The organism is Gordonia sp. 'Campus' (genome assembly GCF_022206305.1).
In the GTDB taxonomy this organism is placed as follows: Bacteria; Actinomycetota; Actinomycetes; order Mycobacteriales; family Mycobacteriaceae; genus Gordonia.
The window spans coordinates 1-21,057 of record NZ_JAKOIW010000009.1 but is presented as its reverse complement, the minus strand read 5'-3'; the positions used below and the strand labels follow the sequence as shown (position 1 = coordinate 21,057).

Below are 21,057 nucleotides of genomic sequence, written 5' to 3'. Positions count from 1 at the left end.
TTGCGCATGCCCACCGCGACATCACCACCATCGTGACCCGGAATTTCACTGCAGTTGATGCGCCGCGGCGACCAGCCGCTGCTCGAGCGATTTCCACGAACCGGCCCCGATGACCGGCGACACCCCACTGCGCTCGACGAAGTCGTCGAGCGTCTCGAGGGTCGAGTACCGCGGGACGAAACCCAGCTCGGTGCGCATCCGCGTGGTGTCGAGCACCCGACCGTAGGTCAGGAACTCCGTCTGCGACGACCGCAGCTTCGCCGACCGGAGGTCCTGGAAGACACCGGCGACGGGAGCCAGCAAACTGCTGGGAACAGGCAATTCGATGTGCCCGACGCGCCGGATCGCCTGAGTCAGTGTCACCACTCCCTCACCGGCGATGTTGAACGTTCCCGGCTTTCCGGCGAGGGTCGCGTGCTCCATGGCCGCCAGGGCGTCTTCCTCGTGGAGGAACTGCAGGCGGGGCTGGAACCCGATGACCGTCGGCACCACCGGCAGCGACAGGTACGAACTCATCCGGGTGTTGATGCGGGGGCCGAGCATCGCCTGCGGACGCACGATCGTGATGTCGATGTCCTGGCGCCGACGGCCCAGACCCCGCACATAACCCTCGACGTCCAGTAGATCCCGACCGTATCCGCGCGTGGGTTCCCGGCGTGCCCGGGTCTCCTCGGCGAAGTGTGACGGGTCGTGACCGCTCGCCCCGTAGACCATGGCCGTCGACCGCAACACCAGACGCTTCACCGACGGGGTGCGCTGGCAGGCCGCACACACCTGCATCGCGCCGACGACGTTGAACTCCTTGATGGCCGCGGAGTGCGGGGCCGTGTCGGCGATCGACGTCGCGGCGTGGACGACGGTGTCCACCTCGTAGGTCGACAGCGCCTTCGCGATGGTCGGGCGACGGATGTCGATCCGCAAGAACTCGGCCCGCCCCATCCGACGCAGCAGATCCTTGCGCGGAACCCGCGAGTCGACGGCCAGAACCCGCTCGATGGCGGGGTTCGCGGCGAGGCGCGCCACCAGGTAACCACCGAGGAACGTCGACGCCCCGGTCACCAGGACGACCCGCGGCGGGGCTGGGGTGGATTCGGCCATGCTCCGAGGCTATCGGCACCGGCCGGATTCGGCCCGTCGAGGCGGTACCGGCGGCCTGTCTCCGGGCCGGGTCCGCCGACGGCGGGCGGACAGCAAAAGGACCCGCCGGTGGGCGGGTCCTCTCGATGCCAAACGGAGTGGGCTTATTTGCCGAGTTTGCGGCGCTGCACCCGGGTCCTACGCAGCAGCTTGCGGTGCTTCTTCTTCGACATGCGCTTGCGGCGCTTCTTGATCACTGAACCCATCGGGGCGCTTCCTCACGATTGACACTGATGAACTTGATCGACCCTGGTCTGCACTGGGCCGGACGGCTCCGGGAGCGACGCGAGCGCCGCATGTCACGGAGTGCTCCCCGACGCATCCAGGTACGCGACCACCGAGCCTACCGGGCGGTGTGTCGGATCAGGAAATCGCGGGTGACAAACCGCTGAACGCGGGCGCGCGGGAGGGGCGCCGGAACCCCCATCACGCAGAGAACCTCCGCGGCCGGCACGGAGCCGGTCACGGAGGTCCTCGTCGAAAAGCTGTTCGAGACGAACGCCGAGCCGCTGGTCAGCCGGCGTCGAAGTACGACGTCTCGAGATAGTCGTGAACCGCTTTCGCGTGCACACGGAACGAGCGCCCGACCCGAACGGCGGGCAGTTCGCCGTTGTGGACCAGACGGTAGACGGTCATCTTCGAAACGCGCATCAACGATGCAACCTCGGCGACGGTGAGGAACTGCGAAGCCGAAGCCGCATTGCCCACTGCGCCCGTCCTGTCACCAGGAGTGTCTGCAGGTGCCATGAATCACTCATACCTCCGGTGCACGCGTCGCGGCCGCAGGCTTCCCCTCCTGCGGACATCAGACACGCACGTGCTTAAAGGAGCTTAGCGTGGCAGATGTGAAAAAAGCGACGTGAGAGACCGGTATTTCTGAGATTCCTGTGACTTGACCCCAACATGCTGGGGTTTGTCGGCCGTTCGACCACAATTCATGGGGTGTCTGTGACGGCGTGTCCCTGTGCCAAACCCTCGACTTCCACTCGACGTCCGCCGCGTGCGCTGGCCGCCGCACAGGCGCGTGTCGCCTGATAGACGGCGTGGCGGAGGCCGTTCGCCTCGAACTCACGGATCGCCTCGGCGGTCGTACCGCCCGGCGAGGTCACGGCGGCGCGGAGATCGACCGGTGACAGGCCCGAGTCGCTGAGCAGGATGCCCGCGCCGCGGATGGTCTGCACCGCCATCTCCGACGCCTGCGGACGCGTCAGTCCGAGCCCGACGCCGGCATCGATCATGGCCTCGGCCAACAGGAACACGTAGGCCGGTCCCGAGCCCGAGACGGCGGTGACCGCATCCATCTGCTTCTCCGGCACCACCGCGACCCGGCCCACGGTCTGCAGGATCTTCACCACGGCCTGCAGCTGCTCGTCGCCGACGTAGCGCCCCGCCGACACCGCCGACATGGCCTCGTTGACGAGCATCGGGGTGTTGGGCATGACACGGATCACCGGGGAGCCGGCCTGCAGGGCGCTCTCGTAGCGCGACAGCGGAATCCCGGCGACAAGGGTCACGGTGACCCGCTCGGACTCCGCGTTGTCCTCGGCCGACGCCAGGGTGCGCAGGATCGCGTCGACGTCGTCGGGCTTGATCGCGAGGAACACGTACTGCGCCGACTCGGCCGCCGTCTTGACGTCGGTGACCAACACCCCGTACTCGTCGGCGATCTCGGCGGCGCGGCTCTCCACCCGCTCGGCGACGACGAGGTCCTTGGTCGGGGTGCCTGCACCGATCAGACCGGCGAGCAGCGCCTCACCGATCTTGCCTCCGCCGATGATGGCGATGCGTTCGGTCACGAGATGTCTACCTTCCTGAAGGGATCAGAGCCAGCTGCCGGGACTGTGCGACAACTGTTCCGGTCGAGTCCACCACGAGGTGGTCCTCCTCGAACATGCCGGGGCCGACCTCCGAGCTGGTCGCCGCGAACCGCAACCAGCCGGGCGCCGGGTGGCGACGGACGTAGGTGGTCAATTGGACTGTCGGGGCCCACCCGAACAGAGCGAGGTTCATCACCACCGGTGGTTGAGATGTCGCAGACGAGCACCGAGAAGTACTCGTCGGGTTCGACGCCCTTCGGCCGAATCCAGCCGCGGACGAGAGGTTCCCCGGTCTCCCCCCGCGCGATGGGGAACGTCTCCGAATCGAGGACGAGGTCGATCGCGGCCCCGAGGTGGTTGACCTCGGCGATCGGCGACCCGTCGAGCGGGATGCCCGTCGCCGGCGGTTCGACCGGCACCCCGTCGAGCACCGTGGGACCGGAATGGTGCGGCGTCCCGCTGTCGGGACGGGCCATGGTGACCGACGACGCCACGACCGTGCGACCGAGCTGCACGGCGTCGACCGACAGCACCGTGACGGTCCGGCCGCGCTTGCGCACCGTGATCTCCAGGTCGATGTCCGCGGCATCGGGAGAGGTCAGGTAATCGCTCGAGATCGCGACCGGGATCATCGCCGCAGCGGCCTCGGCATGCTTGTCCTCGGGCGCCGTCAGGGCGGTGAGTGCGGTCCGGGCCGCCTTCGCGACGACCATCTGCAGGCTGCCACCGTGGACCTTCGGGCCGATCGTGAACGTCGAGTCGATGTGCGCGCGCAGGGTGATCGAGTCCGATCCCCGACGCGCCACCTCGGTGAGTTCTTGCACTTCGGTGATCTTGCTGGTCACAGTCTCCGCCTTCGTTCTGCCCGATCACCGAACCGCCTCATCGGCCGTGGTTCAGTCGATCTGGCCGACGGGTTCGGCGAGCGGCTCGCGTTTCAGATGCCGCCGCGCAAAATCTAGCGAACGGGCGAGCAGGGCGCTGCGCTCGGGTTTGGTGCGCGCGCTGCCGGTGGACACCTCCAGCACGACCGCGCCCCCGAAGTCGCTGGCCGCGAGTCGTCGGCACACCTCTGCGCAGGGCTGCCTCCCGTCGCCGGGTAGGAGGTGCTCATCGGTGGATGCACCGTTGCCGTCCGCGAGATGCAGGTGGTTGAGGTGCGAGCCCATGCGATCGAGCAGCGCGATGGCATCGACGCCCGCGGTCGCGGTGTGCGACAGGTCGAGGGTGTAGTGCGCGTAGCCGTCGTCGGTCGGGTCGATGGACTTGCCGAAGGCCGACGCGGCCAATCCCGGGCCACCCCCGCGCTTCTCCTGACGACGGACCGAGGGCTCACGGGCGCCGAACAACCTGTCCGCGCGCATCGGGAACATGTTCTCCACCGCGATCGCCACGCCGCTGTCCGCTTCGAGCTGGGCGACGAGGTCGTCGAAGGCCGAGACATACCCGCGCTGCCACCGGAACGGCGGGTGGACGACGACGGTCGGAGCACCGAGGTCCTCGGCGGCCTCCACGGCGCGGGCCAGTTTCACGATCGGGTCGCGTCCCCACACCCGTTGCGTGATGAGCAGGCATGGTGCGTGGATCGAGAGCACCGGTACCTGGTAGTGCTCGGACAGGTATTCGACGTGCCGGATGTCCTGGCTGAGCGAATCGCCCCACACCATGAGCTCGACGCCGTCGAAGCCGAGCTCGGCCGCGTAGGCGAACGCGGCCTCGGTGTTCTGCGGGTAGACCGATGCGGTGGACAGCCCGATGGGGATCTCCGCGTGCGGACGCGCGTCGTCCGACAAGGACTTGTCGGCGTCGTCCGGTGTCGACAGGCTCACGCGGCCAACAACACCAGTGGTCCGATGGTGACCAGCAGACCGACCCCGAGGGCGAGGAGCGTCGTCGGGAGATCCTTGGTGCGTCGCACCACATGCGAGAGCGTGACGATCCCGAAGATGACGACGACCGCCAGCACCAGGGCGAAGTACGGGTTCCACCGCCAGAGCTCGGTGAAGCCCCAGAAGAGACCGACGCCGACGGCCAGGCCGGCCACGGCCTGACCGAAGATCAGCAGCCATGCGAGAGCCGGCGAGCGTGTGTCCTCGTCGCGCCCTGCCCCGTCCTGATCGTCCGCGCTGCGGTCGGCCTCCTGGTCGATCGGGCCCCGGTCGACCTCGTTCCGGTCGGCTGTCTCCCGATCGGTCCAGACCGACCCTTCGTGGCCGGGCACCTCGGGTCCGTGATCGACGGTCTCGTCGAGGTCGGTGGTGTCCTGGACCGAGGCCGCATCGGGCGAGTCCTCGGCATCGTCGTGCTTGACCAGATCGACCGGGTCCTCGTCGGCGCGATCGGTGGCGTCGGCGGTCGACGGGTGGTCGTCGGCGGGGTGGTCGTGCGCGGGGCGCCCGTCGGCGGGACCGGCCACGGGCGCGATGATCCCCGTGGGGTGGTCGTCGGCGGGGTGGTCGTCGGCGGGGTGGTCGTCCGCGGGGTGGTCGTCCGCGAAACGATCGTCCGTGCGGTGCTCGTCGGTCTGCGACGACGCCAGTGCCGCGGTGGTGCCGCCCGCGGTCGCGGCCGCCGCCGCGGTGGCGGCCCAGTCGGTGTGTGACTCACCGGGATCGGTGCGGCCGTCCGGGGCCGACGACTCGTCGACCGCGGTCCCCCGACCCTTGTCCTTGCCCTTGCTCCCGAACAGCTTCCGCGCGAACCCGGCGATCCCCTTGCCCGAGTCCTTGTCGCCGGTGTCCCGACCGCTCCGCGCGCCGCCCCGGGCCGACCGACGGTCGTCGCCCTCCACGTCGGCGAAGTTGCGGTATGCGTCGAAGTCCATCACCTCGGAGAATCCCGAGTCCCGACGCTCGCGCGGACCGTCGGTGTGCGGATCGACCTCGGCGAGGTCGTAGGTCACGACGTCGTCGGACTCGACGACCGACAGGTCCCCGCCCGTCTCCCCGACAACCGGGATGATGCCGGTGACCGCATTCGCCGATTCCCGATCGACGGGTGCGGCATCGCGGGGCGGGTTCTGACCCATGCGCCTGGCCACGGCGTCCGAGCTGAAGTCCCGCGTCGCCAGCGGCGGGGCCTGTCCATAGGCGGGCATACCGCTGGCCGTGCGGTTGCCCGGCCGGGTGGCGTACTGATCCGGGCGGGGCCGGTCGACGACGGGCTGGTCGGCCTCGGGGCGGCGCGCGACCGGGTTGGCCGACCGCGGGAACGAGGCACCAGCGTCGGTCGGCGATGCGGGCGCGTCCGGCGCCGGGCGCGTCTGAGCGCGTGCACTCTCACCCGCCGGCCGGTCGGTTGCCTTTTGCCCGTCGCCGGTGCCCCGCGACCGAGCGTCCGCCTGCGAGGCCGAGGGGTTCTCCGCCTTCGGGGTCTGGACCGGCTGGGTCTGGACCGGCTGGTTCTGGGCGGGCTCGCTCGGGGCAGCCTCGCTCTGGCCGGGCCGGGCCGGGCTCGGCTGCTCGTCCCGACCGGGGTCCGCGTCGGCGACCTTGGGGATCTCGCCGGTCAGCTCGGAGACCGAGAAGGATCCGTCCCGGCCGGCGCGCCGGCGGCCTCGACCGTCACGGGATCGCGACGAAGAGCTCGACTCCGAGCCCTGCGACCGTGCGAGCAGTTCCGATACCGAGATCGGTCGAGATTCGGGTTCCGAATCCTTCGACATGAAGTGGCTCTCCGTCCTCGAACGTCATCGGATGCCGGGTCAGGCGCATCCGCTTGTCTTTCCGACGATCACGCCGGGCCGCCTCACCTGGACCCCTACCCCGCATCGCAGCTGCGGCGCACAGGTCACGGCTCAGCCGACGCCCTCGTGAACGCCTTGCGTCTGTGCGGGCTCCAGCGAGTCGGCCTGCTCGGCATCGAGCCGGCGCAGGATGACCCCTTCACGAAGGGCCCACGGACAGATTTCCAGTGTATCGACTCGCAGCGCTCGCATCGCCGCCTCCGCCACCAGCGCTCCCGCAACGAGCTGACCAGCGCGATCGGAGCTGACACCCTCGAGTTCGGCGCGGTCGGCCTTGGTCATCCGGGAGATGAAGGAGATGAGTTGCCGCAGCCCGCTCGTGGTCAGTTCCCGCCGAACCCGGGGTCCCGCACTCGACGGGGCCGCACCGGTCAGCCGGGCCAGGCTGCGGAATGTCTTCGACGTCCCGACGCAGAGGTCCGGCGCACCGGGCGCCAGCAACTGGTTCGCCGGCGCGCGGAGTTCCGCGTCGAGCCAGTCACGCAGGACTCCCACGCGGCGGCGGTCGGGCGGGTCGTCGGGCAGCCACTCGCGCGTGAGACGTCCGGCACCGAGCGGCAACGACAACGCGACGTCGGGTTCCTCGTCGACGCCGTTGGACATCTCCAGCGAGCCGCCGCCGATGTCGAGGGCGAGGATGCGCCCGGCACTCCACCCGCGCCAGCGCCGGACGGCCAGGGACGTCAGCCTCGCCTCGTCGCGGCCGGAGAGGACGAGCACCCGGACACCGGTCTGCCGTTCGATCTCGTCGAGCATGTCGTCGGAATTCGTCGCGTCACGCACTGCCGACGTCGCGAACGCCATCATCTGTTCACACCCGGAGGTGCGGGCGATGTGGGTGAACTCGTCGATCGAATCGATCAGCTTGGCGACGGCCCGGTCGTTCATCCGGCCGTCGGTGTCGATCTGTTCGGCGAGGCGCAGGACGGCCTTCGTCGAACTCATGGGGGTGGGGTGACCGCCGCGGTGGGCGTCGACCACCAGGAGGTGGACTGTGTTGCTGCCCACGTCGAGGACTCCTAAGCGCACGGGTCAACGGTAGTGCAGCCCTCCACCGTCGCCTATCCCGGCTACCGTGTACAGGTGACCGCCATCTCGCCGTCCGCGCCCCGGATCAAGCCCGCCCCCGAGGTCGAACTCGACTTTCCTCGCGAATGGTACGAATTCGCCGATCCGGCCGATCCGGAACATGTCATCCGAGCCGACCTCACGTGGCTGCTCTCGCATTGGACGTGCGTCTTCGGCACCCCTGCGTGCCAGGGCATCCTGCCGGGCCGCGAGACCGATGGATGCTGCAGCCACGGCGCGTACCTGTCCGACGACGACGATCGCGAGACCCTCGCCCGCGGCGTCGCGATGCTGACGCCGGACGACTGGCAGTACTTCAAAAAGGGTTCGGGCAAGGATCCGCTCGGACCCAAGGGCTACCTCGAGGAGGGCGACCTCGACGACGAGCCGGCCCTCAAGACACGACTTCACAAGGGGGCGTGCATCTTTCTGAACCGCCCCGGATTCGCGGGCGGGGTCGGCTGCGCCCTGCACTCGATGGCGCTGCGCAAAGGGCTAGAGCCGCTCACCGTCAAACCCGATGTGTGCTGGCAACTCCCGATCCGCCGCGAGCAGGACTGGGTGGAACGGCCCGACGGCACCCAGGTGCTGCAGACGACGATCACCGAGTTCGACCGGCGCGGCTGGGGCGAGGGCGGCCACGACCTCAAGTGGTACTGCTCGGGCTCACCCGACGTCCACATCGGCGCCAAGCAGGTGTGGGAGTCGTACGCTCCCGAACTGACCGCGCTGCTCGGCGAACCGGCCTACGAGGCCCTCGCCGCTGCGTGCCGACGCCGGAACGGACTGGGACTCATCGCCGTTCACCCCGCGACCCAGGCCGCGACCGCGCGCCGGGAGACCGACGTCAAGTACGAACTGCAGCCGCCGGAGTAGGCACCGCGGCCGGCAGCGACCCCCCGGGTCAGGCCTCGAGTTTGTAACCCAGGCCGCGAACGGTGATGAGGTGCTTGGGATTCGCCGGGTCGGGCTCGATCTTGGAACGCAGACGCTTGACGTGCACGTCGAGTGTCTTGGTGTCGCCGACGTAGTCGACGCCCCACACCCGATCGATCAGCTGACCGCGGGTCAGCACGCGTCCGGAATTGCGCAGGAGATATTCGAGCAGGTCGAACTCCTTGAGCGGCAACGTGATCGACGCTCCGTTCACCGACACGGTGTGTCGCTCGACGTCCATCCGGACCGGTCCGGCCTCGAGCACACCGATATCGAGACCGTCGTCGGGCATCTCGCCGCCGCGCCGGAGCACCGCGCGGATGCGCGCGATCAGCTCGCGCGCCGAATACGGTTTCGTCACATAGTCATCGGCGCCGAGTTCGAGGCCTACGACCTTGTCGATCTCGCTGTCGCGGGCGGTCACCATGATCACCGGGACGTTGGAGCGCGTCCGCAGGGCCTTGCAGATCTCGGTGCCGGACATCCCGGGGAGCATGAGGTCCAGGAGGACGATGTCGGGGCTGACGCGGTCGAAGGTCGAGAGAGCCTGCGCGCCATCGGTGATGACGCTCGCCTCGAATCCTTCCTTCCGCAACAGGAATGCGAGCGGGTCGGCCAGCGATTCCTCGTCCTCGACGATCATTACGTGGGTCAACTCTTGTTTCCTTCGCTGTAGTGACCAGGAGTCGGTTCGTCGCCCTGAGGTGCATCGAGCACGGGTGCGGAGTCGGCCTCCGGGGTCCAACCCGTGTCGGTGAGGTCCTCGGGGATGCACAGGGTGAACGTGGAGCCGGTGCCGGGCTTGCTCCACAGGTTGATGGTGCCGCCGTGATTGGCCGCCACGTGTTTGACGATCGCGAGGCCGAGGCCGGTGCCGCCGGTCATCCGCGATCGCGCCTTGTCGACGCGGAAGAACCGCTCGAAGACACGTTGCTGGTCGGCCGGCTCGATGCCGATCCCGCGGTCGGTGACCGCGATGGCGACCATCGGACGGCCCTCGATCTTGATGACGCGGCGGCTGACCGAGACGATCGTGTCCGACGGAGAGTACGAGATCGCGTTGGCGATCAGGTTGTTCAACGCCGTCAGCAGCAGCGGACGATCACCGCGGATGGTGACACCGATCGGCTCGTCCGCACGGAGCGTGATGGCCGCAGCCTCGGCGGCGAGCGTCGACGCGGCGAGGGCATCGTCGATCAGGGAGTCGACGTCGACGCAGGTGAACGCCGGGGTGTCGCCGCCCTGCAGCCGGGAGAGGGCGAGCAGTTCGCTCACCATGTTGCCCATGCGCTTGGTCTCGCCGACCACGCGACGGCCGAAGTGCTGGACCGAGTCGGTGTCGTCGGCGGACTCGAGCAGCGCCTCGGCGAGCAGGCCGATCGCTCCGACGGGCGTCTTCAATTCGTGGGAGACGTTCGCGACGAAGTCGCGGCGCGTCGCCTCGACGCGTTTGTGCTCGGTGTCGTCGAGCCCGTAGGCGACCACGTAGCGTTCGTCGCCCTGGGCGACGATCTTCGCGTGGCACCGCACATGTTCGACGCTGGGACGGGGGGTGCGACCCGTCGAGACGAACCCCAGGCTCGACGTCGGCGGACTGAACTCGAAGTTCCGCTCGACCCCGCTGTCGAGGACCTCCTTGACCGCTTCCCACACCGGGTCGGCGAGCAGCATCTCACGCACCAGACCGAGTTCGACCGCGCGCTGGTTGTAGAGGACGACGTCACGGAACTCGTCGACCACCGCGATCGCGGTCATGGTGTTGCGCACGACCATGCTGAGCAGGCCGGCCTTCGTCATGCGGCCGTCGTCGGTGGTGGACTGGATGTCGGAGTCGCGGACCTCCGCGGAGGCGGGAACCGCGCGGGGTCCCATCGACTGAGCCGCCTCCCGCGCCGCCGCGTCCGAATGAGAGCCGGAGGCGGAACCGCGCGCGAAGAAATCGGCGAAGGCGAATCGCCGGGACCGGTCACGGTCGCGGCTGAGTCGACCGAGAACGACACCGAGGCAGAGCGCGAGTACGAACGCGATCGTCGCGGCTGAGATTGCGGCGGTCACATGGGCAGCTTACGGCTCGACCAACTCCGAACGCACATCCGACGGAGGTGTTCGGCCGTTGTTCACGCGGTGTTGGCCGGAGTCGCTGCGGGGCCCGGGACGGGGGTCCGCGACCACGTCACTGCGGGACGGGGACCGCCATGTCGGCGAACTCCGGGTGGCGTTCGATGAAACGCTGGACGTAGGAGCAGACCGGCACGACCTGCTTGCCGCCCTGCCGGATGTCCTCGAGCACGGCCCGGACGAGTTGGGCGGCGTAACCGTGACCGCTGAACTGCTCGCGCACGACCGTGTGGGTGATGACGACCTGGTAGGGCTCGGACACGTAATCGAGGTAGCCGACGACCTCGTCCTCGCCCGACGGATCGCCGACGAGGATCGCCTCGTACCGCTCCTGAGCAGGGGAATGTTCGATCCGAAGGGTGCCCACATCCGCCATGCCGTCTAATGTAGCGCGCGTCACACCACTGACGCCATGGCGAATGTGTTCTTTCGGACGCTCCGGCGGCGGAACCGTCCCGACTACTTCTGTCCCTGGGCGGCGACCGCGGCGGCACCGGCGGCCGCCGCCTCAGGGTCCAGGTAGGTACCCCCCGGGTTCAGCGGCTTGAGGTCGTCGTCGAGGTCGTAGCGCAGCGGGTTGCCGGTGGGGATGTTCAGCCCGGCGATGTCGTCGTCGGAGATCCCGTCGAGATGCTTGACGAGCGCGCGCAGCGAGTTGCCGTGGGCGGCCAGCAGCACCGTCTTGCCGGCCTTGACGTCGGCGACGATGGTCTCGAGGTAGTACGGGATGAAGCGGTCGACGACATCCTTGAGGCACTCGGTGAGCGGCACCTCGGGCAGGTCGGCGTAGCGCGCGTCGCCGACCTGGCTGTACTCGGCGTCGGGCTCGATCGCCGGCGGCGGGGTGTCGTAGCTCCGGCGCCACAGCATGAACTGCTCGTCGCCGAACTTCTCCTTGGTCTCCGCCTTGTTGAGGCCCTGCAGCGCGCCGTAATGACGCTCGTTGAGCCGCCAGTCGCGGACCACCGGAATCCACAGACGGTCCGCGCGGTCGAGCGCGATGTGGGCCGTGGTGATGGCCCGGCGCAACAGCGACGTGTAGACGACGTCGGGCAGCAGGTCGTGTTCGACGAGCAGTTCGCCGCCACGCTCGGCCTCGGCCTTGCCCTTCTCGGTCAGCGCCACGTCCACCCAGCCGGTGAACTGGTTGGACGCATTCCATTCGCTCTCGCCGTGACGCATCAGGATCAGGGTGCCGTTGCTCATGGCGGACAGTTTTCCACAGACGCCGAGCGCCCTCATCTCACCGTCCCCCCATCAACGGCCCGCTCGTCGGCACCGCGGACCGGATCGGCCGGTGCCGACGAAATGGTGAAGAAGCCACCGATTCGGCGCGCACCAGGGCCGGAGCGGGTCTAGCGTTAGCGCATGACAGCCAGTACAGACGCCGGCGAGGCCGGCCAGAATGCGGAGAAGCAGCCCGAGCTCAAACGCGTACTGGGCTGGAAGTTGTTGTTGCTGTTCATCATCGGCGACATCCTGGGCACCGGGGTGTACGCCCTCACCGGTCAGGTCGCGGGTGAGGTCGGCGGCGCCGCCTGGCTGCCGTTCCTCATCGCGTTCAGCGTCGCGACACTGACCGCGTTCTCCTACCTGGAACTGGTGACGAAGTACCCGCAGGCCGCGGGCGCAGCGCTGTACGTGCACAAGGCCTTCGGGATCCACTTCATCACGTTCATCGTGCTGTTCACGGTGATGTGTTCGGGTATCACCTCGGCGACCACCGCGTCGCGCGCTTTCGCGGTGAACATGTTGACCGCGTTCACCGGTGACTCCCCCGACGCGACCAGCCCGGCGCTGTTCGCGATCGCCATCGGCTTCCTGCTCCTGGTCATGTTCATCAACTTCCGCGGTGTCGCCGAGGGAGTCGGCACCAACGTGGTGCTGACGCTGGTGGAGCTGACCGGTCTGCTGCTCGTACTCTTCATCGGCTACTGGTTCATCGTCGGCGGCAACGCCGAGCACTGGGATGCGGTGGTGGCGTTCGAGAGTCCCGACGACAAGAACGTCTTCATCGCGGTGACCGCGGCGACGTCGCTGGCCTTCTTCGCCCTCGTCGGCTTCGAGGACTCGGTCAACATGGCCGAGGAGTGCAAGGACCCCGTCCGGATCTTCCCGAAGGTCATGCTCAGCGGTCTCGGCATCACCGCCGCCGTGTACGTCCTCATCGCGATCTGCGCGGTGGCGATCGTCCCGGTCGGCGTGCTCTCCGAGAGCGAGACCCCGCTCGTCGACGTCGTGCAGACCGCCGCACCGGACTTCCCGATGTCGGATCTGCTGCCCTGGATCTCGATGTTCGCCGTCGCCAACACCGCGCTCATCAACATGATGATGGCGAGCCGGTTGCTGTACGGCATGAGCAAGCAGGGCGTGTTGCCGAAGTTCCTCAGTTACGTCCATCCGGGGCGTCGGACACCGTTCGCCGCGATCATCTTCACCACCGTCATCGCCCTGTGCCTGCTCGCATATGTCAGCGCCGACCCGAAGGGTTCGATCGTCGGCCTGCTCGGCGGCACCACGGCGCTGCTCCTGCTGGCCGTCTTCACGGTGGTGAACGTGTCGGTGCTGGTTCTACGCAAGGACAAGGTGGGGCACAAGCACTTCCGCACCTACACCCCCATCGCGGTCCTGGGCGCGGTCACGTGTGGGTACCTCACGCTGCCGTTCACGGGCCGCGATCCGCAGCAGTACGTCATCGCCGGCTGGCTGCTGCTGCTCGGCGTCATCCTGTGGGCACTGACCTACTGGTGGCACAAGCGCACCGGCGCGGCCGCCGCGTCGGCCTACGACGACATCCCGCCGCACGAGATCCCCTGACCACAAACCCGTATGACGTCGGGTCCGGTTTCCGGACCCGACGTCATACGGGTGTCAGCGTCGTGGATGCCCTCAGGGGCCGGAACTACTTCCGCAGGTCCTTGCGCAGGATCTTGCCGGAGGCGGACTTGGGGATCGTCTCGATGAACTCGACCGCACGAACCTTCTTGTGCGGAGCGACCTTCGACGCCACGAACTCCATGACCTCCTCGGCGGAGATCTCGGTGTCGGGCTGGCGCACGACGAACGCCTTCGGGATCTCCTCACCCGATTCCGCCTCGATGACCCCGATGACCGCCGCGTCGGCGATCTTGTCGTTGGTCAACAACAACGCCTCGAGCTCGGCCGGCGGCACCTGATAGCCCTTGTACTTGATCAGCTCCTTGAGCCGGTCGACGATGTACACGCAGCCGGTCGGGTCGACCTGGGCCATGTCACCGGTGTGCAGGTAACCGTCGGCGTCGATGGTGTCGGCCGTGGCCTGCTCATTGTTCAGATACCCCAGCATCACGTTGGGGCCCTTCACCCACAACTCACCCGGCTCCGACAACCCCTCGGCCGGCAACTCGATCTCCGCACCCGAGGCCGGGTCGACGATCTTGTTCTCCGAGTTCGGCACCGCCCAACCCGTCGACGACAACGGCGGATCCTGCTGCCCGAGCAGACCCGGGGTGTCGGCCGGAATGATGTGGCTGACCGGCGACAACTCACTCATGCCATAACCCTGCAGCATGTGCAGATCCAGACGCTTGGCCACCGCCTGACCCAGCTCGTCATCCAGCGGCGCCGCCCCCGACATCATCGTGTGCAGCGACGACAGGTCGTAGTTGTCGATGATCGGATGCTTGGCCAACGCCACCGCCACCGGCGGCGCGATGTAGGCCATCGTCACCTTGTGGTTCTGGATGTTCTCCAGGAACTCCACCAGATCGAAGCGTGGCATGATCACCAGCGACGCCCGGTTGTAGAGCGCGGCGTTGAGCAACACCGTCATGCCGTAGATGTGGAAGAACGGCAACACCGCGATCACCACGTCGTCGGCGCCCATGCCCTGCAGCGGACGGATCTGGGCGACGTTGGCGACCAGGTTGCGGTGCGAGAGCGCCACCCCCTTCGGATTACCCGTCGTGCCCGATGAGTACGGCAGCACCGCCACATGCGTCGACGGATCGAACGACACCTCCGGCGCGGACAGCCCCGCACCCAGCAGATCCGCGGCGTTCGGATGCCCCGAGGCGTCCTGTCCCTCGCCGTCGAGGACGATCAGATCCGCATCCGCCAACCCGACCTCCTCGGCGGCGGCCTTGGCCTGCTCCAGCATCGGCGAGATCGTCACCAGCATCTTCGCGCCCGAATCACGCAGCTGCTTGGCGATCTCGGGGCCGGTGAACAGCGCGTTGATCGTCGTCGCGGTACCGCCGGCCCGCAGAATCCCATGGAACACCGTCGCGAACGCCGGAATGTTGGGCGACAAGATGCCCACCACATCACCCACACCGATCCCCCGCGCCGCCAACGCACCCGCCGCCGCGTCGATCTGCGAGATCAACTGCGCATACGTCGTCGTCGCACCCGACTTCGGATCCACCAGCGCGGTGCGTCCCAGATCCTCGTCGGCCACCGCACCGAACAGGAACTCGAACACGCTCACATCAGGGATCTCGACGTCAGGGAACGGACTCTTGAAGCTCATGACACCTCCATTGGGGAATTTCTCGCCCGCATCGTATCAACGCTTGTTGACACGATGTGACGTGGACCTCTCTCGATGAGTCTACGATTCGTCCGATTTGCCGACCGACGAACCCTCGCCGGAGCCCTCCGACTCGCCCTCGGTCGCGCTCTGTGCCTCCTCGACGACGGATTCGCCCGGCACATAACGACCTTCGAGGGGCGCACCCGCCTCGGGAAGCGACTCCTTGTCGATGAGGTGCTCGAAGGCGAGCAGGTTGCGCAGCGATTCGCCCCGCGAGACCCGCCACGCCCATTCGCGCTGGATGGAGGCGAGGAAGCCGAGTTCGAGGAGGGTGTTGAAGTCGCCGTCGGCGGCTTCGAGCACCTGCCCGAGGACACGATCGACCTCGTCGGCGGTGAGCCCGTCGGCCGAGATCCGGCCGATCAGGTAGATGTCTCCGGTGTTGTCGATCGTGTAGGCCACGCCGTAGAGGCGACGGTTGCGCTTGAGCAGATATTTGAAGACGCCGGCGTGGTTCTCGTCGGGGCGCCGACACACGAACGCCTCCACCCGCACGCCATGTTCGCTGGCGGTCAGCAACACGGTCGTCTTGAGCTTGCGTTCGCCGGGCAGCTCGACGACGACGTGGTCGACATCGGCACCGCCACCACTCTTGCGCGTGTAGTCGATCTCGTTGCGATCCAACGTCTTCTCGAGCAGGTCGATGACCTCGGTGCGGCTCACGGGTGTCCTCTCTGTGGAAAAACTCGGATACTCGTCGTCGCGACGTCCGCTGGTCAGACGGTGACGCGGCTGCGCCGGCGTCGCCAGCGGCGACGCACACGCGCCGAGGCACCCGGAGCCGCACCGGACTGGTCGGCACCGTGGCGGGCGTCGAACGACGCCATCGCGCGTCCGTAACCGGCGAGGAGCTGGTCCACGGTGTGCTCCCACGAGAACTGTTCGGCGTGCCGGCGCGCGTTCGCACCGAGTTCGACCAGTCGATCAGGTTGCGCGAGAAGCTTTTCCAGCGCATTGGTCCAGTCGCCGACCGCGTGTCCGTTGACCAGGACCCCTGTCCGCCCGTCGTCGACCGCGACCCCGAGACCGCCGACATTGGCGGCGATGACCGGCGTCCCGCATGCCTGCGCCTCGATCGCGACGAGACCGAAACTCTCCGAGTGACTGGGCACCGCGACCACATCCGATGCCCGGTACACCTGCGCGAGACGGTCAGCCGGCTGCGGCGGCAGGAACGTGACGAAGTCCGCGATCCCAAGGGCGGCCACCTGATCCATCAGGGCGGTCGGTCGTTGGAGCCCGGATCCCGACGGCCCGCCGACCACGAGCAGACGTAACCGGCGTCCGGTCGAGGCGGCCTCGGAGATGAGCGGCGCGACGGCCGCGACGAGAAGATCCGGGGCCTTGAGCGGCTGGATGCGGCCGACGAACGTCACGATCGTCTCGTCGGGGTCGAGGTTCAGCGCAGCCCGCGCGGCGGAGGCGGATCCCGGCGTGTAGCAGTCGAGATCGGCGCCCGGGGTCACCACGTCGATCCGGTCGGGATCGGCGTCGTACATCGAGAGCAGTTCGGCCGCTTCGGTTTCCGTGTTCGCGATGAGCCGGTCGGCCTCACCGACGACCTGCTGCTCACCGATCACCCGTAGTTGGGGTTCGGCGGTGTCCCCCTCGGCGAGGGCCGCGTTCTTGACGGCCGCGAGCGTGTGCGCGGTGTGCACCAGCGGGACGCCCCACCGATCGCGCGCGAGCCAGCCGACCTGACCGGAGAGCCAGTAGTGCGAGTGGATGAGGTCGTAGTGACCGGGCGCCTGTGCGGCCTCCGCCCGCAGCAYGCCCGCGGTGAACGCGCAGAGCTGGGCGGGCAGGTCGCGTTTGTCGAGCCCCTCGAACGGACCGGCGACCACGTGTCGGACCGTGACCCCGGGGGCCGCGACGACCGAGGGGGCGTCGGCCGACGAGGTCGCCCGGGTGAAGATCTCGACCTCGACGCCGCGTCGGGCCAGGCGGAGCGCCGTCTGCCAGACATAGACGTTCATCCCACCCGCGTCGCCGGTGCCCGGTTGCGCCAGCGGCGAGGTGTGCACGGAGATCAGTGCGACACGCCGCGGCACCCTGGACGACGACGGGGGGCTCGAGGTCATGGTCTCCACCATAGAGAACACCCGGGATTCCGGTGCAGACCGTCACCGCGGACCACTCCCCGCACGCCCGTCCGAGCCATCCCCTAGACTGCTTTCGGTAACGATTGTCATTTGCGTAAAGGTGCTCGATGAGGAAATCACTGCTGGCCGCGGCCGGCGTTCTGTCCACTGCCGCGCTGGTCCTGGCCGGCTGCTCGAGCGACTCCGGCGGCAGCGACGGCCCGCCCACGGTGGTGGCGTCCACCAACGTCTGGGGTTCGGTGGCGGCAGCGGTGGCCGGGGACAAGGCCCAGGTGACAGCGCTGTACAACAACGCCGACGGGGACCCGCACGAGTTCGAACCGTCGGCCGCGGACACCGCCACGATCGCCGACGCCGACATCCTCGTCTTCAACGGCGGGCACTACGACTCCTACATGGAGGAGGCCGCGGCGAACTCCGACGCCACTGCCGTCGACGCCTTCGCCCTGCTCGGCGGTGACGAGCACGCCGCCGAGGCGGAGGGCGAGGAGCACGGTTCCGACGGGGACCACGCCGGCGGGGACCACTCCGACGGGGCGCACGATCACGCGCACGGCGACCAGAACGAGCACGTCTTCTACGACCTCCCGGTCGTCGCCCAGGTGGCCGACAAGGTCGCCGACGCGCTGGCCGAACAGGACCCGGGGAACGCGGAGACCTACCGCGCCAACGCCGAGAAGTTCACCACGGGCATCGACGGCCTGCGAGCCAAGCTCACGACCATCCGGCAGCAGCACGCGGGCACCGAGGTCGCCCAGACCGAACCGCTCGCCGGATACATGCTGACCGAGGCCGGGCTCGTCGACATCGCGCCCGCCGGGTTCACCCAGGCCGTGGAGGAAGGGCAGTCACCCGCGGCTGCCGACCGGGCCGCGCTGCAGGACATCCTCGCCGACCGCCGCGCCAAGGTGCTGATCTACAACACCCAGGCGGTGGACCCCGTCACCCAGGCGATGCTCGACGTCGCCGGTTCGGCGGGCGTTCCGGTCGTGAAGTTCACCGAGACCCTGCCCGACGACGTCACCGACTACGTGGCGTGGCAGAACGGCCAGATCGACGCCCTCACCGCGGCGCTGGCCTCCGGAACCAGGTGACCGCCGTGCACGCGGAACCGGAACCGGTCGTCGCCTTCGCGGGCGCGCGGCTCGGCTTCGGCGACCGCGTCCTCTGGGACGGGCTCGACCTGACCATCGAACCCGGCGAGTTCGTCGCGGTGCTCGGTCCCAACGGATCGGGCAAGACCTCGTTCCTGCGTGTCCTTCTGCGCCAGTACGCACTCGACCGCGGGACCGTCGCCACCACCGACGCGATCGGGTACATCCCGCAGCAACACGCCGACGACGACGCAGATCCGATGGCCATCCGTGGACGCGACCTCGTCGGCTTCGGCGTCGACGGCGGCCGCTGGGGCATCGGCCTGCGCGGACGGGCGCGCCGTCGCGAGCTGGTCGACCGCGCGCTCGGCGCGGTGGACGCACTTCCCTACGCCGACGCACCGCTGGGTGTCCTGTCCGGCGGTGAGCAGCAACGGTTGCGTGTGGCGCAGGCCGTCGTGAGCGACCCCGACCTCCTGCTGTGCGACGAACCCCTGGCCAGTCTCGACCCCACCAACCAGCAGGTGGTCGTGGAGCTCATCGACCGTCGCCGACGCGAGGCGGGGACCGCGGTCGTCTTCGTGACCCACGAGATCAACCCGATCCTCCCCTACGTCGACCGCGTGCTCTACCTCGTCGACGGTCGGTTCCGCATCGGTGCGCCGCACGAGGTGATGACCACCGAGACGCTCAGCGAGCTCTATGGCAGCGACGTCGAGGTGTTGCGGGTCAACGGCCGTCTCGTCGTGATCGGTGGCGAGGACGCCCACCACTGTGCCGACGCGACACCGGGCACCACCGCGACCGGACTCCCGGGCGGACTCGCGTGAACACGACGGTGTCGGCCGCCGAACGTCAGTTCAGCGACCTCTGGGACTTCTCGACGACCGTCGATCTGCTCGGGTACGACTTCATGCAGCAGGCGCTGCTCGCGATGGTGCTGCTCGGACTGCTCGGTGGTCTGCTCGGTCCGCTGATCGTGGCGCGGCAGATGTCGTTCGCGGTGCACGGTGCCAGCGAGTTGTCGGTGACGGGTGCCGCCGCAGCGCTGCTCATCGGGTTCAGCGTCAATCTCGGCGGCGTGATCGGGGCGGTGATCGCCGCGGCGGTGTTCGGTTTCCTCGGCAACCGGGCGCGCGAACGGGATTCGGTGATCGGCGTCGTGATGGCGTTCGGTCTCGGGATCGGCGTGCTGTTCCTCGCGCTGTACGGACGCATCGGCACCGGGTTCGCGCTGCTGACCGGTCAGGTGGTCAGCGTCGGCATCAACGGCCTGGTGGCGATCGCGATCACCACGGCTGTCGTGGTCGCGGTGCTCGCGGTGATCTACCGGCCGCTGCTGTTCGCGTCGACGGACCCGCGGGTGGCCCAGGCGCAGGGCGTGCCCATCCGGACACTGTCGGTGGTCTTCGCGATCATCATGGGGCTCGCCGCGGCGCAGGGCGTGCAGATCATCGGTGCGCTGCTCGTGATGTCGTTGATGATCACGCCGGGTGCCGCCGCCGCGCGGGTGACCGCGAGTCCGGCTCGGGCGCTGATCCTCTCGGTGATCTTCGCCGAGGTCGCCGCGGTGGGCGGTCTGCTGATGTCACTGGCCCCGAAGCTGCCGGTGTCGGTGTTCGTCACGATCATCTCGTTCGTGATCTACGTGGTGTGCCGCATCCTCGGGAACCGCCGCGTGCATCGCACGCGCTAGAACCACGGCGGGCATCGCACGCGTTGAAACCACGGCGTGCACCGCACGCGGTGACGGGTCACTCCTCGGCGAAGCCTGGGTTGCAGCCGGCGCCGACCATGTCCTCCTCGGTGACGACGGGGCGGCCGGGTTCGAGGTTCCAGCTGGTCTTCTCGGGTTCGATGATGCGGGCGAAGCGCCAGTGACAGTCGAACTGCGCCTGCATGCCGGGGGTGTCCGCGGTGGCGTCGAGGTCGAGGACCTCCGCCCACGCGGCGGCCATCGCGCCGGGGTCGGTGGTGTAGCGGCCGGAGGTCGTGGGGAACACCGACAGGCTCGGCCCGACGGCGGTGTCGGTCCATTCGACCCGGTCGATGTAGGGCGGGCGGTAGACGATCGGTGCCGGGGCCGACGATTCCGGCACATACGGCGAGGTGGTGGGCGCGGTGGTGACCGGCGAGATCGACGACGCCGCGGTCGGCGTCGGGAGGTTCGGCGTCTCCTGCCCGCACGCGGACAACGGTGTCGACAGCGCCACGGCGGCTGCGACGAGGATCCCTCGTCGCACTGCAGCCCACCCACGGTCCCGCGCGGTGCGCCCGTGTGACCCCGACCAGTGTGACCCGAGATCGACGACGCCGCGGTCGGCGTCGGGAGGTTCGGCGTCTCCTGCCCGCACGCGGACAACGGTGTCGACAGCGCCACGGCGGCTGCGACGAGGATCCCTCGTCGCACTGCAGCCCACCCACGGTCCCGCGCGGTGCGCCCGTGTGACCCCGACCAGTGTGACCC

20 protein-coding genes and 1 pseudogene are annotated in these 21,057 nt (G+C 68.5%); 5 read left to right on the top strand and 16 right to left on the bottom strand.

Going from position 1 to position 21,057, the window contains the following annotated elements; genetic code table 11:
- Window positions 1–45: 45 nt before the first annotated feature.
- The 8 genes and pseudogenes from MAY35_RS11530 to MAY35_RS11495 form a co-directional block, all read right to left on the bottom strand.
- Window positions 46–1,098, bottom strand: a complete 1,053-nt coding sequence (locus MAY35_RS11530; protein ID WP_238421435.1) for an NAD-dependent epimerase/dehydratase family protein — start codon at window positions 1,096–1,098, stop codon at window positions 46–48.
- A gap of 143 nt (window positions 1,099–1,241) precedes the next feature.
- Window positions 1,242–1,343, bottom strand: a complete 102-nt coding sequence (locus tag MAY35_RS11525; RefSeq protein ID WP_003402602.1) for a 30S ribosomal protein bS22 — start codon at window positions 1,341–1,343, stop codon at window positions 1,242–1,244.
- 307 nt (window positions 1,344–1,650) lie between these two features.
- Window positions 1,651–1,884: a helix-turn-helix domain-containing protein gene (locus MAY35_RS11520; protein ID WP_238421434.1), complete on the bottom strand. Its 234-nt coding sequence runs from the start codon at window positions 1,882–1,884 to the stop codon at window positions 1,651–1,653.
- A gap of 188 nt (window positions 1,885–2,072) precedes the next feature.
- Window positions 2,073–2,933: a pyrroline-5-carboxylate reductase gene (proC, locus tag MAY35_RS11515; RefSeq protein WP_238421433.1), complete on the bottom strand. Its 861-nt coding sequence runs from the start codon at window positions 2,931–2,933 to the stop codon at window positions 2,073–2,075.
- A 7-nt stretch (window positions 2,934–2,940) separates the two neighbouring features.
- Window positions 2,941–3,799: pseudogene (locus MAY35_RS11510) on the bottom strand (thioesterase family protein).
- 51 nt (window positions 3,800–3,850) lie between these two features.
- On the bottom strand, window positions 3,851–4,783 hold the full coding sequence (locus MAY35_RS11505; RefSeq protein ID WP_374237945.1) for a sugar phosphate isomerase/epimerase family protein: 933 nt from the start codon (window positions 4,781–4,783) through the stop codon (window positions 3,851–3,853).
- Window positions 4,780–6,618 carry a hypothetical protein gene (locus MAY35_RS11500; RefSeq protein WP_238421432.1) on the bottom strand — a complete coding sequence of 613 codons (1,839 nt, stop codon included), beginning with the start codon at window positions 6,616–6,618 and terminating at the stop codon, window positions 4,780–4,782. The genes MAY35_RS11505 and MAY35_RS11500 overlap by 4 nt, the downstream gene beginning before the upstream one ends.
- Window positions 6,619–6,750: 132 nt before the next feature.
- The gene (locus MAY35_RS11495; RefSeq protein ID WP_238421431.1) at window positions 6,751–7,728 is read right to left on the bottom strand and encodes a Ppx/GppA phosphatase family protein; all 978 of its coding nucleotides are present in this window, start codon (window positions 7,726–7,728) and stop codon (window positions 6,751–6,753) included.
- A gap of 54 nt (window positions 7,729–7,782) precedes the next feature.
- On the opposite strand from MAY35_RS11495, the gene MAY35_RS11490 reads away from it, so the two are divergent.
- Complete coding sequence (locus MAY35_RS11490; RefSeq protein ID WP_238421430.1) at window positions 7,783–8,643, top strand: hypothetical protein; 861 nt, start codon at window positions 7,783–7,785, stop codon at window positions 8,641–8,643.
- A gap of 28 nt (window positions 8,644–8,671) precedes the next feature.
- On the opposite strand, the gene MAY35_RS11485 is transcribed toward MAY35_RS11490, so the two are convergent.
- The 4 genes from MAY35_RS11485 to MAY35_RS11470 all read right to left on the bottom strand — a co-directional run bounded on the left by MAY35_RS11485 (window position 8,672) and on the right by MAY35_RS11470 (window position 12,027).
- Entirely contained in the window at window positions 8,672–9,358 is a 687-nt protein-coding gene (locus MAY35_RS11485) for a response regulator transcription factor (protein ID WP_238421429.1), read from the bottom strand.
- A complete protein-coding gene (locus tag MAY35_RS11480; RefSeq protein WP_238421428.1) occupies window positions 9,355–10,758 on the bottom strand; it encodes a cell wall metabolism sensor histidine kinase WalK in 1,404 nt (467 codons plus the stop codon). Before MAY35_RS11480 ends, MAY35_RS11485 begins: the two co-directional genes overlap by 4 nt.
- Before the next feature lie 118 nt (window positions 10,759–10,876).
- Entirely contained in the window at window positions 10,877–11,197 is a 321-nt protein-coding gene (locus MAY35_RS11475; RefSeq protein ID WP_238421427.1) for a GNAT family N-acetyltransferase, read from the bottom strand.
- A gap of 83 nt (window positions 11,198–11,280) precedes the next feature.
- Window positions 11,281–12,027: a phosphoglyceromutase gene (locus MAY35_RS11470; protein WP_238421426.1), complete on the bottom strand. Its 747-nt coding sequence runs from the start codon at window positions 12,025–12,027 to the stop codon at window positions 11,281–11,283.
- Window positions 12,028–12,189: 162 nt separating this feature from the next.
- Between MAY35_RS11470 and MAY35_RS11465 the strand changes: the two genes are divergently transcribed.
- Window positions 12,190–13,638: an APC family permease gene (locus MAY35_RS11465; protein WP_238421425.1), complete on the top strand. Its 1,449-nt coding sequence runs from the start codon at window positions 12,190–12,192 to the stop codon at window positions 13,636–13,638.
- A gap of 85 nt (window positions 13,639–13,723) precedes the next feature.
- Here the strand turns inward: MAY35_RS11465 and MAY35_RS11460 are convergent, their stop codons facing one another.
- The 3 genes from MAY35_RS11460 to mshA form a co-directional block, all read right to left on the bottom strand.
- Window positions 13,724–15,331, bottom strand: coding sequence for an AMP-binding protein (locus MAY35_RS11460; RefSeq protein WP_238421424.1), 1,608 nt, complete (start codon window positions 15,329–15,331; stop codon window positions 13,724–13,726).
- A gap of 81 nt (window positions 15,332–15,412) precedes the next feature.
- On the bottom strand, window positions 15,413–16,057 hold the full coding sequence (locus MAY35_RS11455) for a YbjN domain-containing protein (RefSeq protein ID WP_238421423.1): 645 nt from the start codon (window positions 16,055–16,057) through the stop codon (window positions 15,413–15,415).
- 53 nt (window positions 16,058–16,110) lie between these two features.
- Window positions 16,111–17,475, bottom strand: a complete 1,365-nt coding sequence (mshA, locus tag MAY35_RS11450) for a D-inositol-3-phosphate glycosyltransferase (RefSeq protein WP_238421422.1) — start codon at window positions 17,473–17,475, stop codon at window positions 16,111–16,113.
- A 128-nt stretch (window positions 17,476–17,603) separates the two neighbouring features.
- On the opposite strand from mshA, the gene MAY35_RS11445 reads away from it, so the two are divergent.
- Genes MAY35_RS11445 through MAY35_RS11435 form a run of 3 tightly spaced genes read left to right on the top strand, consistent with a single transcriptional unit; the run spans window position 17,604 to window position 20,286 of the window.
- Complete coding sequence (locus MAY35_RS11445) at window positions 17,604–18,590, top strand: metal ABC transporter solute-binding protein, Zn/Mn family (RefSeq protein WP_238421421.1); 987 nt, start codon at window positions 17,604–17,606, stop codon at window positions 18,588–18,590.
- A gap of 5 nt (window positions 18,591–18,595) precedes the next feature.
- Complete coding sequence (locus MAY35_RS11440; RefSeq protein WP_238421420.1) at window positions 18,596–19,420, top strand: metal ABC transporter ATP-binding protein; 825 nt, start codon at window positions 18,596–18,598, stop codon at window positions 19,418–19,420.
- Window positions 19,417–20,286, top strand: coding sequence for a metal ABC transporter permease (locus MAY35_RS11435; protein ID WP_238421419.1), 870 nt, complete (start codon window positions 19,417–19,419; stop codon window positions 20,284–20,286). The genes MAY35_RS11440 and MAY35_RS11435 overlap by 4 nt, the downstream gene beginning before the upstream one ends.
- 58 nt (window positions 20,287–20,344) lie before the next feature.
- Here the strand turns inward: MAY35_RS11435 and MAY35_RS11430 are convergent, their stop codons facing one another.
- Window positions 20,345–20,821 (bottom strand): DUF2599 domain-containing protein, encoded by a 477-nt coding sequence (locus tag MAY35_RS11430; protein WP_374237947.1) that lies wholly within the window; start codon window positions 20,819–20,821, stop codon window positions 20,345–20,347.
- Between the last annotated feature and the right edge of the window lie 236 nt (window positions 20,822–21,057).

Excerpts from the sequence above, each read along its gene's own strand:
- MAY35_RS11465 (WP_238421425.1), top strand. The coding sequence starts at position 12,190 with ATGACAGCCAGTACAGACGCCGGCGAGGCCGGCCAGAATGCGGAGAAG.
- MAY35_RS11525 (WP_003402602.1), bottom strand. The coding sequence starts at position 1,343 with ATGGGTTCAGTGATCAAGAAGCGCCGCAAGCGCATGTCGAAGAAGAAG.
- MAY35_RS11500 (WP_238421432.1), bottom strand. The coding sequence starts at position 6,618 with ATGTCGAAGGATTCGGAACCCGAATCTCGACCGATCTCGGTATCGGAA.
- MAY35_RS11530 (WP_238421435.1), bottom strand. The coding sequence starts at position 1,098 with ATGGCCGAATCCACCCCAGCCCCGCCGCGGGTCGTCCTGGTGACCGGG.
- MAY35_RS11470 (WP_238421426.1), bottom strand. The coding sequence starts at position 12,027 with ATGAGCAACGGCACCCTGATCCTGATGCGTCACGGCGAGAGCGAATGG.
- MAY35_RS11445 (WP_238421421.1), top strand. The coding sequence starts at position 17,604 with ATGAGGAAATCACTGCTGGCCGCGGCCGGCGTTCTGTCCACTGCCGCG.
- MAY35_RS11475 (WP_238421427.1), bottom strand. The coding sequence starts at position 11,197 with ATGGCGGATGTGGGCACCCTTCGGATCGAACATTCCCCTGCTCAGGAG.
- MAY35_RS11520 (WP_238421434.1), bottom strand. The coding sequence starts at position 1,884 with ATGGCACCTGCAGACACTCCTGGTGACAGGACGGGCGCAGTGGGCAAT.
- MAY35_RS11460 (WP_238421424.1), bottom strand. The coding sequence starts at position 15,331 with ATGAGCTTCAAGAGTCCGTTCCCTGACGTCGAGATCCCTGATGTGAGC.